We start from the raw sequence: 13,279 nt of genomic DNA on the forward strand, positions 1-13,279 counted from the left end.
TATCTGGCTCCTATTCGTATAAACGCAGCCAGGACATAAACATCACAACTTTCGTTAGGACTATTTGTCTTCAAATCGAAGTGCGAGCTGATAGAAATCTTGTACTTGGTCTTTCAACTGTCGGCTGTTTTGTTCAACTGAATGTGTTGCTGCCAAGTTTTGTTCTGCGGTCGAAGCGATAGAATGAATGTGCTGGTTTACATCACTAGATAGCTTTAACTGGTTATTCGCCGCTTCTGCTACATCAACCATCAGCCCACTCATGGTTTGCATCATCTGTTCAACTTCAGACAAACGCAACGCACTTTGTTCTGCTACTTGAGAACAGGCATCGGTTTGCTCTTTGTTTGCCAGAATATCTTTCTGCCAACTTTGAATCGTTGCCAACATAGTGGAGATAGAGGCTTGGATTTGTTCAGTTGCATTGGATGTACGCCCAGAAAGCGCGCGGACCTCATCAGCTACAACAGCAAAACCACGACCTTGCTCCCCTGCCCTTGCTGCTTCAATCGCCGCGTTAAGTGCCAGTAAATTGGTTTGCTCTGCGATCCCACCAATCTCTTCCATCAAATGGTTCACCTTCTGCGCCTGATCACTCAGTTGATACGTCGTTTCCGTCGCTTTTTCAGCTTGAAGGCTTAATTGCGCTAGATTGGTGTGCGTTTGATCAATGGTCTCCTTCGCCATCAAGCATGACTTCAATGTATCATCAATCAACATATGGGCATCATTGGTACTCGAAGAAACCGAATTTGCCGACGACTCCACCTCTTGGGTAGCATCTCGCACACGATGAATATCGGTATTTTGCTGATTTAATGCAGCCGAGACTTCTGCCGTTGTTTGACTGAGCTCTTCGGCGCAATGCTGCAAAGGCAATGCGGAGTCAGTCATTCTTCCTAACACGGTTCGAATTCTTGCGGATAGCATTTTGATATGGAAATCGGCAATCGAAAATGCCGTGTTACCGGAATAGATCAAGCGACTTACGCTGTCATATTGCTTTTGTAACTTTTTAAGTTGCTGAGGTGTATCAATTAACTCTTGGCGGAATAACAGAGCCAGAACACTTGCAGGTAACGCACTTGCAAGCCAAGCCAACGGCCCTTCAACAGACAACGCATATGCGGTTGCAGGTGCGGTTAGTGCACCAAGTAGAATCGCATAGCGAATGGTTTCATTGATTTTCAACGACCAAGTTCGGCCAGACTTCTCTGCAGCACGCATGCTTTTGTAGGCTTTTGTCGCAATATCAACCCACTCTCGCTTTGGTTTCACGCGCACTGATTGATACCCAACAACATGGTTGTCTTCGTAGATAGGGGTGACATAAGCATCAACCCAATAGTAACCGCCAGACTTAGTGGCATTCTTAACCATTCCACGCCAGGCTTTACCTTGTTTAAGGCGTGCCCACATATCACCGAAAGCGGCTTTAGGCATATCTTTATGACGAACTATATTATGGTTCTGACCGACAAGTTCTTCGTGAGTGTATTCAGCAACGCGGCAAAAGGCTTCATTACAATATGTAATAACACCTTGTAAGTTCGTTGTTGAGACGAGTTCCTCAGACTCCCTCACGAGAGTTTCTTGAGCTTTATGAGAAATATTGGCTGACATAGACGAAACTTCTTTAGTTTTTATTGATTTTCGGCAAGATATATACAGGATTTTTATTTTTATTACAAAAAGTTAGATAAAAAGTCTTATCAAATCGACATTTTTATTGTGGGAATTCACATTATCGATAAAAACATAAAGAGGAGATTGTTGATTTGAGCTAATAAACAAACCCGACACGATAGGCCGGGTTATATATTAAGACTTAATTAAGCGGTTTGTGATTCTGGCTTTTTATTCGTTTTTAACGCAAACATCGCGATAACGAGTAACACAAATGGAAGAACATACAGATTAAGATTCTGCCAACCTACGGTAGACTCAAGCCAACCAGATAGTAATGCGGTGATGGTGACACAACTGAACACGAAGAATTCATTAAACGCTTGAGCCTTGCTTCTGTTTTTCGCTTCATAGCTTTGACTAAACAGCCCGGTTGCTGCGATAAACATAAAGTTCCACCCTATTCCTAACAGGATTAAAGCAAGACTAAAATGCCATATAGACACTCCATGTATATTAATTCCAATACAAGCAACAAATAGCAACCCACCCGCCAAAATCATATTCTTAGCGCCAAACCGCTCTATCAGACGGCCCGTGACAAACGCAAGTGCAAACATACCCAACACGTGCCATTCGATCACTCCCGCCGCTTTATCAAAATCAAAGCCACAACCAATCATCGCTAAAGGAGTTGCTGTCATTAAAATGTTCATCACCGCGTACGCAACCATTGCCGCGATAACTGCCAGCATGAAATTAGGTCGACGAATAATCAGTCTCAGCTTATCCGCCTTAGCGTGTAGCGCCTGCGTGTGTGCAGGTGGAAAACGAATGGTTTGTAGCACAACCAACGCGGTTATATAAAGCACGACAAGCACAGCAAATGCACTAATGTATAAGCCATCATCTGACCACTGCTGCGAGTACACGGCCAGATTAGGCCCAAGGATCGCCGCTAACACCCCACCCGCCATAGATATCGAAATCGCCCTATGCCTTGCCGACTCTTCACACACTTCAATGGCAGCAAACCTGTATAGAGTACCGAAACCTATACCAACACCAAGCAAAAACGTAGACATGCAGAACAGATAGAAGTTTTGTTGACTTAATGCATACGTCGCTAGACTAGCACCCAAAATGCCAATGACATTACCAAGGCTAAAACCAAGGCGACGCCCTAACTTGCCCATAATTAGCGACGCAGGAATTGTCGCGGCCATCAGTCCCAAAAACTGCAGTGCAACTGGTAATGTGATAAAACTTGATGACGGCGCAAGTGTTTTGCCAATAAGGGCAATAACAGATATGAGTAAAATATTCCCTGTCATTAATAAGGCTTGGCAGAGGGATAGAAGCCATACATTACGATTCAATTCCAAATTCCTTTTGGTTACAGCGTATACAGATAACATATAGGAAAGCAGAAACAATAGAAAGATATGAGAGTAATTCTCAACAAAAAGAGCCAGAGGCATAGTACCTCTGGCTCTTCACTATTCACTTTTCGCTTTTAAAAAGTTTTTCTGTTGAGCTTACTTGTTGCGGCGCGCTTTTACTGCATCAGAAAGCTGACGAAGTACCGTTTCCGTATCTTCCCAACCAATACATGCATCAGTAATCGACTGACCATAAGTGGCTGCTTTGCCATCCACTAAGTCTTGGCGACCTTCAACTAAATGAGACTCGATCATCACACCAAAAATGGCTTCTTCGCCAGCAGAGATTTGTTCGGATACATCATCAGACACCAGCATTTGACGCTTGAACTGCTTCGAGCTGTTAGCATGGCTAAAATCAATCATCACTTTTTTCGGCAGACCTGCGGTGTCCAGCTCATCTTTAATTTGAGCTACATGTGCTGCACTGTAGTTTGGTTCTTTACCGCCACGTAGAATAATATGGCAGTCTGGATTACCAGCGGTTTCTACGATCGCGGAATGACCGTATTTTGTTACTGAAAGGAAGTGATGGGAAGCGCTTGCAGAACGAATCGCGTCGCTCGCTATTTTAATATTCCCGTCTGTACCGTTTTTGAAACCTACAGGACAAGAAAGACCAGAAGCTAGCTCGCGGTGAACCTGAGATTCTGTCGTACGAGCACCGATAGCGCCCCAACTGATCAAATCCGCCACGTACTGAGGTGTGATCATATCTAAGAATTCACTTGCCGTTGGCAAGCCCATATCGGTTAGATCAAGAAGAAGTTTACGTCCGATACGTAGACCATCATTTAGCTTATAGGTGTCATTTAAGTAAGGGTCATTGATAAGGCCTTTCCAACCAACGGTCGTACGCGGCTTTTCAAAATAAACTCGCATAACAACCTCAAGCTGCTCGCCCAGTTCATCACGTAGTACTTTTAGCTTTTTGCCGTACTCAACCGCGGCAGCCGGATCGTGAATAGAACACGGGCCAACGATCACGAGTAATCGATCGTCTTTTCCTTCAAGAATATTGTGAATGGCGTTACGGCAATCAAAAGTGGTCGAAGAAGCGGTTTCAGTCGCTGGGAACTTCTCTAATACTGCAACAGGTGGCAATAACTCTTTTACTCTATTTATTCTTACATCATCAGTTTGAAACATTACTTCTACTTCCTGGTTTTATTTCCGACCCCATTTTTACCAACTGAACTCATTGCAATATTGTTCACAAAGCGAGCAGCATCAAGGGCTGTGGTCATTTTCTGTCTAGCGTTTAAGTAACTTATCGGCTTAGGCGTAGACTTGCAATCAGTTTTTGCAAATAAATGCAAATAAAAACCACCTGTTAACCACCGCGCACAATGTAAATTAAAGTTTACGAAAAAAAGTTCAAAATAATCATCAATTTTCTTATGCACCAAAAAATCTTTACTACAATGTAAGAAATATCAGAAGTTTGTGAGGTATTTTTGGGTAGTAAATGTTGATCAAGTTCAAATATATTGTTGCTTGATATGAAATGATTAGAATATTAAACTAATTTCTTATAAACGCTGGTTTTTTCTAATTTTTTGATAAAACGAAGTAGAAGTTAATATGCAATCAATACAAGGAAACATTATGAACAAAGTAGCAATTGCAGTAGCAGCAGTGGTAGCTGGTAGTAGCGCGCTTTTAAACTCTGCTCAAGCTGAAATGTACATCGGGGGCAAAGTGGGCATGACTACACTTGACGACGCTTGCTATCTAAATAGCCCTTGTGATGATGAAGCGTTCGGTGCAGGACTACATATCGGTTATGACTTTACCGATATCATCGGGCTAGAGTACGGCGTAGACTTCTTAGGCGACTACAAAGCTAACTCGATGTCAGGGGCTAATACGATTAATACGATTGACGGCAATCTAACGGCTTTAACACTTGCACCTAAATTCAACTGGCACTTAAACGACTCTTGGAATCTGTTTGCTAAGATCGGTGGTGCTTACATGATGTCTGATGACGAAACAGACTTTGTCCCAACAGGTTCTTTGGGTGCTGAATACTCGATCGATAGAAACTGGAGTGTTCGCGCTGAATACCAACGTTACCAAGACATGTCTGACGACGTGTGGGACGACATGGATGCTAACTTCTTTGGTATCGGTGTTAACTACAAATTCGCAGCAGCTCCAGTTGTTGCAGCAGTTGTAACGGAAGAAGTGATCGAGCCAGATCCAGAACCAGTGATGATGAGCAAGGTGCACAAAGAAGAGTACGGTACAGGTACGTTTGAATTCGATAGTGCTAAGTTAACAGAGTCCGTTTCTGAACGTCTGGACAACTTTGTTTCATTCTTGAACGAATATCCTCAAGCTCAAGTAGAGATTACTGGTTACACGGATAGCTCAGGCCCTGCGGCATACAACCAAAAACTGTCTGAGCGTCGTGCTCAATCTGTTGCTGATTACCTAACCGCAGCTGGCATTGGTTCAGATCGTTTGACAGTTAAAGGTATGGGTGAAGAAAACCCAGTTGCTGACAACAGCACTCGCGAAGGTCGTGAGAAAAACCGTCGCGTAGAAGTTGTGGTACCTTCATTTGAATACCAAGAGCTAGTTCAACCAGAATAAGCATCTATGATTCATGATCGATGATGTGGTAAAAATTAATGGGGTGCATTTGCACCCCATTTTGATCTCATATTAAGGGATATTGCCACTATGGTTTTGGGAAAAAGATCAACTCATTATCTTGCACCATAACGCAATCCATACCAGCTGCATGCGCCGCTCGCTTCCCCAACTCAGTATCCTCGAACACAAGACACTGTGACGCCTCCAAGTCGAGTTGTTCCGCGGCCACCAAAAAGGTATCTGGAAAGGGTTTATGGTTCTCTACATCACTCGCGGTTACTACAACATCCAACTTGTCTAATAAACCTGCATGACTTAATAAGCGCATGGCACTTTCTCGTTGACTGCCAGTCCCGACTGCAATTTTCTTATGGCCTAAATATTCCTCTAACACGATGTTCGTGCAAGGAATAACGTCACCATGAAGCTCCATAGCAGCGAATGTTTCCATTTTAAATGTCGCGACAGTTTTAGGATCTAACGAAAGCTCATGCACACGATTTAGTTCCTCAACAATTTTAAAGCTCGGCATCCCTCCCAAACTGTGAAACCATTCCTGGCAAAACGGAAAATCAAAACGCTCAGCAGTTGCTTGCCAAGCTGCCAAGTGGGCTGGCATGGTATCGATTAGAGTACCATCCATATCAAATATGAATCCCTCATAGGGTCTAAAATCAATCGTGCTCATGTCTTTTCTTCTATTTGTGCATCTGTAATGTTAATTTATCAGCTCTTTCAATCGTCCTTACCGGCATTTACTTATCATGCTCAAAATTTCGAACTCCGTCACAATTCAAGAGTGGGAAATTCAATTATCCCCAATTAGAGCTCAAGGAAATGGTGGCCAGAACGTTAACAAGGTAGCGTCCGCTATACACCTGCGCTTTGATATCCGGCATTCAAGCTTACCTGACTTTTACAAAGAGCGATTACTTGCACTTTCTGATAGTCGTATAAGTAAAGATGGCGTGATCATCATCAAAGCGCAACAATTTCGGACACAAGAACAAAATAAGGAAGACGCCCTAAATCGGCTTCAAGCATTAATAAAAGCTGCCGCTTTACAGGAGAAGAAGCGTATTAAAACGAAACCAACCCGCGCTTCTCAACGCCGACGACTTGATACAAAAAACAAGCACGGAGCGAAAAAACAGCAACGTAAAAAAGTGCTGTATTAGTGAATGTCGTTTTCTCGACATGTTAGTTGAACAACGTTTGCTAGCCCTTGGAAATCTCATTGGATTTCTCTTTTTAGTTACTTATTCAGGAAACAACAATATGACTATTAGGCAAAAACTCTACTTCCTCGGAGTTATCGCCATTTTAGGCATCGTGGCCCTTTTGGGTACGTCATCCCATTTTGAAAATAAGAGCAATGACCTTAATCACGCCATCAAACTCGTTGGTGATCTAGAAATACGCTTACTAAACTTACGCAGAAATGAAAAAGATTTCCTACTACGTAGTAATGACAAATATCTAAATAAGTTTGACGCCAATGTTGACAAGTTTATAGACACAGAAAAAGAGCTTGCGAACATACTCAAGAGTAATGAATTACCTTCCAGTCAACAATTTAAGCAAGACTTGCTCGCATACCAAAGGGGCTTTCAGAATCTGGTCAGCGCTTACCAACGATACGGGCTTGATTCAAAGAGTGGGCTTCTCGCTGGTTACGAACAAGCACTATTAGAAGCAAAACAACGTTCAGACCACCAGCAGTTATTGGCATTAGTCCGTTTTGACTCTGCGGTAAAAGCAGGACTATTCAATAGTGACTTGCTTGAGGGGCAATATGCTCCGGAGCTTATCAAAACAGGTAAGCAATTGGCGGCCCAAAAGCAAGTTGTTGGGGTTGCTTATGACAAAGGCCTACTCGGTGAAACTCGCGCATTATCTCATGCCGTAGAAGAGCAATTTGAAACCTTTTCCACAGCCCTTAGCTCTGCTGCCGCACAACGTGATGAACAAATGTCGACCATCAAGCAGGTCATTACAGCTCTGATCTTAGTCGTTATTTTCGCATTGATTTGGCAAATTTCACGTTCAATCAATACGCGAGTGAATAGCTTACTTGGCACCATTCGAAGTATCAGCGAAACGAACAACATGGGACTTCGATCTGATTTGAAAGGTCAAGACGAGCTATTTGATATCAGTCATCACCTCAATGACCTATTGGATAAGCTTGAGCATCTAATTAGCAGTACCCAAGAAAAATCGGCGCAACTCACTGCAAGTACCGATAATATGCATCGTGAGTTAGAAGGCGTTATGGAGCAATTCCACACTCAAACTGACCACACTGCATCAATGGCGACGGCAGTTCAGCAAATGGTTGCCACAATAGGTGAAATCTCTGAAAGCACATCAGTTGCGGTAGAAGGCGTACATCAGGCAGCGAATAATGCCGAACAAGGTCGAGGAGTTGTTGAGGCGACGGTAACCAACATCGGTCAACTAACCACGATTTTATCAAACAGCCAGCAGTCGATTGGCTCGCTGAATCAGCATGTAGATAAAATTGGTGGTGCCGTGAACATCATCCAAGAAATTGCAGAGCAAACCAACCTACTAGCTCTCAACGCAGCAATTGAAGCCGCGCGAGCAGGCGAACAAGGCCGCGGGTTTGCAGTTGTTGCCGATGAAGTACGCGCCCTAGCTAGCCGAACTCATCAATCCACAGAGGAAATCACGCGGGTCGTTGCAGATATTCAAACTCAAATGTCTACAGTTGTTGCTGATATTGATCAATGTAACGCTCAAGGGCAACAAACACTTAATGCTTCTGAAAAACTGGATTCTAGCCTACAGCAGATCATCACTGACATGCATTCAATTCAAGGTAATTCGGAGCGCATAGCTTCAGCAATTGAAGAACAAGGTATCGTTATGAACCAAGTTAGCGGTTCAATCACCGAGCTAAACGCAATATCTGAGAATAACATGCAATCCGCTCAGGAATGCTTGCATGAAGTGAACTCTGTCTCTGCTCAAGCTCATGATATGGATGAAGCCGTTGCACAATTCAAAACTGCGCTAAAATAACCCTTTTTCAAAATAGAAAGCCCGAGGCAATCATTGCTTCGGGCTTTTTTCAATTGTCACTTCGTGCTTACTGCGCACTTCGGATGTGATTATTCATCATCAAGAGGAACCAGCTTGGTGTTGCCACCATGAACTTTCTCACGCTGTCTTTGCACCAGAGCGTAGAAGCCTGGGATCAAGAATGTACCTGCTAGAAGCACACACAATAGACCACCAATCAGCGACACGCCGAGTGAGTTTTGACTCACGTGCCCCGCGCCAGCGGCAAAGATAAGCGGGAAGATACCCAAAATAAATGACCAAGATGTCATATTCACAGCGCGGAAACGTAAAGTGCCTCCTTTAACCGCTGCACTATCGATATCAGCATCTTTTTCTTCTCGCTCTTGCTTGGCGAACTCCACAATCAAAATTGCGTTTTTCGCCGCCAAGGCTATGAGCAAGACAAGACCAATTTGGGCATACAAGTTAAGCGGCGTGCCAGTTAGATTCAACGCAAGGAAGGAACCTAACGTTGCTACTGGGACCACCAAAATAATAGCCAGTGGAATACTCCAACTCTCATACTGAGCCACCATAAACAAGTAAATGAAGATCAAAGCCAGCGCAAACGCATAAATGGCTTGGTTACCCGCGAGCACTTCCTGATAAGCCATACCTGTCCATTCATACGTGTACCCTTGCGGAAGAACTTCAGCAGCAACGCGTTCCATTGCTGCAATCGCATCACCACTAGAGTAACCCGGAGCTGGTTGGCCTTGAATGATAGCACTGCGGTACATGTTGTAACGCCACGCCACATCAGGCTCAAACACTTGCTCGTAGCTCACTAGCGTACTTAACGGGACCATATCACCGTTCGAAGAACGAACATGGAAACGCTCTAGATCTTCCATGCTGCTACGGTGCTGGCTATCAGCTTGCATGGTTACGCGGAAGTTCTTACCAAACATGGTGAAGTCATTCACATAAAGCGAACCTAAGTTGCCTTGCAAGGTTTGGAAAATAGACGACAGCGAAATACCTAATTGCTGCGCTTTCTCACGATCGATATCAACGTAGTAGTGCGGAACATTCGCGCGGAACGTGCTAAACGTGTAGGCAATTTCAGGCGCTTGGTTAGCCGCTTGGATCATTTCTCCCATGACCATCGACAAGTCGGTACGACTTCGCCCTAGCGTGTCTTCAAGCACAAACTCAAAACCAGACGCAGCGCCCATACCTGGAACCGCCGGTGGTCCCATCGCAAAAACAACCGCTTGAGGTAACTCTGTCGCCGCTCGCCCGTTAATACGTGCCGCGATAGCATTAGCAGAGTGCTCTCCTTGCAGCGAGTTACGAGTATCCCAGTCATGCAATTTGATAAATACAGAAGCACCGTTTGATGCTGCTGCGCCTGTCATAAACGAGTAACCGTTCGCAACCGTCACACCATCCACACCAGGTTCTTCACCGATCATTTTCATTAAATCATTGGTGACTTCTTCAGTACGTGATAAAGAGGCTGAATCTGGTAGCTGTACGTTAACCAGCAAAATGCCTTTATCTTCTTGAGGAACAAACGCTGTAGAGGTGGTTTTCGCAAAGAAAGTGACCGCTGCGATAGCAACTATAAAGAACGTCACGAGCAGTAAAGACTTCTTCACCAAGAAACCAGCGATCTGGCCATAACGCGTAGTAATGCGCTCTAAGCCTCGGTTGAAAGCCTGGAACCAGTTAGCGGTATTGCCCCCACCCTGCTTCAATACCAGGGAACAAAGTGCTGGAGACAGCGTCAATGCATTGATGGATGAAATCACAACCGAAATACAGATGGTCAAAGCGAACTGGCGATACATGATACCGGTGATACCTGGCAGCATGGCAACAGGTATGAATACCGCAAGTAGGACCAAGGTCGACGTGATGATTGGGCCCGTTACTTCTTTCATCGCTAGCAACGTCGCTTTACGCGGTGAAATAGTTGGGTCTTTCGCCATGGTAGTATCGACGTTTTCGATAACCAGAATCGCATCATCCACCACGATACCAATCGCAAGGATCAAGCCAAACAAAGTAACCGTATTAATGGTGAAGCCCGTTGCCTGCATGATGGCAAACGTACCAATCAGAGAAACGGGGATCGCGACAACAGGAATCAACGTTGCACGCGCACTACCCAAGAACAAGTAAGTTACAGCAATCACCAATAGAATCGCTTCAATCAGTGTTTTTACTACCCCTTTGATCGATTCAGATACGAACACGGTTGTATCGTAGCTGGTCTCGTATTCCATTCCCTCTGGGAAGTTTTTGCTCAAGCCCTCAAGGAGCTCCATGACGGCCTGACCACTTTCTAACGCATTCGCATCCGATTGAAGAGACAACGCAACGATTGACGCGTCCTGGCCACGGAACTTACCGTTACCATCGTAGAACTTTTTGCCTAGTTCAACGCGAGCAACATCTTTCAGATAAACCGTAGAGCCATTGGGATTAGCTCGAAGGACTACGTTCTCAAACTCACTCACGCTTTCCAAGCGACCTTTGGTCACAAGGTTAAACTGAACTTCTTGCGGGTTGTTGTATGGTGCTGCACCTACACGCCCTGCCGCAACTTGAACGTTCTGTTCAGCCAAAGCGGCGTATACGTCTGACGTGGTTAGCTTAAGGTTGGCCATTTTTTCAGGATCTAACCAAACACGCATTGCGTATTCGCCACCACCAATCACGTTAACTTCACTGATACCTTTCGCACGAGCCAACTGATCTTTTACATTCAAGTTAATGTAGTTAATCAAGAACTGATCATCGTATTTGCCATCAGGTGAATAGAAGTTAAGTACCATCAGCAGGTCAGGTGAACGCTTTTTCACCGTCACACCAACCATGCGAACTTCTTGAGGCAGTTTTGACTCAATCTGTGACACGCGGTTTTGCACGTTAACTTGCGCCATATCTGGATCGGTGCCAACATCGAACGTGACGTTTAGGCTGTAAGAGCCATCGTTCGCGCTCTTTGAAGACATGTATATCATATCCTCAACGCCGTTGACTGAGGTCTCTATGGGGTCCGCAATGGCCTGCTCGACAACTTCCGCACTCGCGCCAGTGTAGTAAGCCGAAACGCTTACTGATGGCGGGCTTATCTGTGGATACTCAGCCACTGGCAAAATCGCCAGTGAGATCGCGCCGGCTAGCGTTAATATGATCGAAATAACCAGCGCGAATTTAGGTCTCTGAATAAAGAAACGACTTAACATAGTGCCCCCTACTGCTTATCTTCAGCAGGTGCTTGAAGGCGCACTTCTACACCATTACGCACACGTTGTAGGCCTTGTGTAATAACCGTATCTTCCTGATCGAGCCCTTCTCGAATGATAATGCCTTGTTCAACCTGAGGGCCAAGTTCGACGTTACGACGCTCTGCCACACTTCCCTCAGCCATCACCATCACAAAGTCACCTTCTAAGTCAGTCTGTACGGCACGTCGTGGGATAACAATAACGTCTTTCGTGTTCTTATCTCTCAAGTTCACTTTGATGTGTTGACCCGGAAGTAACTTCTGCTCTGGGTTTGGCACTAGCGCGCGCATAGCAATCGTACCCGTTTTGGTGTCAATACGATTACCTAAGAAATCAAGCTTACCAAGATGCTCAAAAAACTGTCCATTTTCCAGTTCAAGCTGAACTTCAACGCGGTTTGATTCAGCCGAGCCATCACCTTTTACTTGATCCATACCCATAGCTAAACGCTCACGCTCACTCACACTAAATGAGGTATGAACTGGATCTAAACTCACCAGAGTTGTCAGCACGCCAGATGACGGAGAAACCAGATCACCCGTACTAACTTTGGTATCACTAATACGTCCGCTAAAAGGTGCTCGGATTTGAGTATAGGAAAGGTTAACTTCAGCAAGTTTAAGTTGAGCATTTGCCGCTTCTAGCTCTGCTCTCGCACCAAGAAGTGCCGCAGTTAAAGCATCAAACTCAGATTGAGAGATACTACCGCGAGGCAACAAGTTTTTACCTCGAGTATGATCTAATTCGGCTTTTTTTAGCGCCGCTTTAGCTTGTGCAAGTGCGGCTTTAGCACTCGCGACTTGGGCTTCAAAAGAAGATGGCTCGATAGAGTAAAGGAGCTGCCCTTTTTCTACCATTTGCCCCTCTTCAAAGTGACGAGCTTTTAAGTAGCCAGAAATCTGCGCGGTAATATTGGTATCTTCTACTGCTTCAATGCGACCGATATAAGACTTGCTCGGTTGGTAGTCGATAACCGTGACATCCTGAGTCACTACGAGAGGCGCTTGACCTTTCGTTTGGGCATTATTAGCTTCCCCGCATCCAGCGAGGATTGCTGTAGCCGCCATTAGTGCGACAAGTGGTTTCTTTTGCATGTATTTACCGTCTTTATAGAACAGGATATTGTTGAATTCCTATCAACCTTACTCCTTGCTGCCACTGAAAACTTCACTGAAAAGCGCCCAAGGTGTTTCTAAATGTAAACATGAGAAACAAAAGGAAAATAAAGTAATTTAGTTAACAGTGGTATTCAATGAGCAATATACATACAACTCA

The 13,279-nt window shown here is 44.6% G+C and carries 9 protein-coding genes; 3 read left to right on the top strand and 6 right to left on the bottom strand.

Features of this window, described 5'->3' with window-relative positions; genetic code table 11:
- Positions 1–60 precede the first annotated feature (60 nt).
- The 3 genes from R7093_RS07530 to aroG all read right to left on the bottom strand — a co-directional run bounded on the left by R7093_RS07530 (position 61) and on the right by aroG (position 4,217).
- Positions 61–1,623 carry a methyl-accepting chemotaxis protein gene (locus R7093_RS07530; RefSeq protein ID WP_176311460.1) on the bottom strand — a complete coding sequence of 521 codons (1,563 nt, stop codon included), beginning with the start codon at positions 1,621–1,623 and terminating at the stop codon, positions 61–63.
- Between the two features lie 209 nt (positions 1,624–1,832).
- Complete coding sequence (locus R7093_RS07535; RefSeq protein ID WP_411913249.1) at positions 1,833–3,005, bottom strand: MFS transporter; 1,173 nt, start codon at positions 3,003–3,005, stop codon at positions 1,833–1,835.
- 159 nt (positions 3,006–3,164) lie between these two features.
- On the bottom strand, positions 3,165–4,217 hold the full coding sequence (gene aroG / locus R7093_RS07540; protein ID WP_017635200.1) for a 3-deoxy-7-phosphoheptulonate synthase AroG: 1,053 nt from the start codon (positions 4,215–4,217) through the stop codon (positions 3,165–3,167).
- Positions 4,218–4,676: 459 nt separating this feature from the next.
- Between aroG and R7093_RS07545 the strand changes: the two genes are divergently transcribed.
- Positions 4,677–5,669, top strand: coding sequence for an OmpA family protein (locus R7093_RS07545; protein WP_047101223.1), 993 nt, complete (start codon positions 4,677–4,679; stop codon positions 5,667–5,669).
- A gap of 88 nt (positions 5,670–5,757) precedes the next feature.
- Here R7093_RS07545 and R7093_RS07550 read toward each other — a convergent pair whose 3' ends face one another.
- Positions 5,758–6,360, bottom strand: coding sequence for a beta-phosphoglucomutase family hydrolase (locus R7093_RS07550; RefSeq protein WP_017819896.1), 603 nt, complete (start codon positions 6,358–6,360; stop codon positions 5,758–5,760).
- 76 nt (positions 6,361–6,436) lie between these two features.
- Between R7093_RS07550 and arfB the strand changes: the two genes are divergently transcribed.
- Positions 6,437–6,850, top strand: a complete 414-nt coding sequence (arfB, locus tag R7093_RS07555; RefSeq protein WP_017635196.1) for an alternative ribosome rescue aminoacyl-tRNA hydrolase ArfB — start codon at positions 6,437–6,439, stop codon at positions 6,848–6,850.
- 100 nt (positions 6,851–6,950) lie between these two features.
- Positions 6,951–8,720 carry a methyl-accepting chemotaxis protein gene (locus tag R7093_RS07560; RefSeq protein WP_047101221.1) on the top strand — a complete coding sequence of 590 codons (1,770 nt, stop codon included), beginning with the start codon at positions 6,951–6,953 and terminating at the stop codon, positions 8,718–8,720.
- 89 nt (positions 8,721–8,809) lie between these two features.
- Here the strand turns inward: R7093_RS07560 and vmeZ are convergent, their stop codons facing one another.
- Positions 8,810–11,962 carry a multidrug efflux RND transporter permease subunit VmeZ gene (gene vmeZ, locus R7093_RS07565; protein WP_017635194.1) on the bottom strand — a complete coding sequence of 1,051 codons (3,153 nt, stop codon included), beginning with the start codon at positions 11,960–11,962 and terminating at the stop codon, positions 8,810–8,812.
- A gap of 8 nt (positions 11,963–11,970) precedes the next feature.
- A complete protein-coding gene (gene vmeY, locus R7093_RS07570) occupies positions 11,971–13,098 on the bottom strand; it encodes a multidrug efflux RND transporter periplasmic adaptor subunit VmeY (RefSeq protein ID WP_017635193.1) in 1,128 nt (375 codons plus the stop codon).
- Positions 13,099–13,279: the final 181 nt, after the last annotated feature.

The organism is Vibrio sp. 1580 (genome assembly GCF_033340055.1).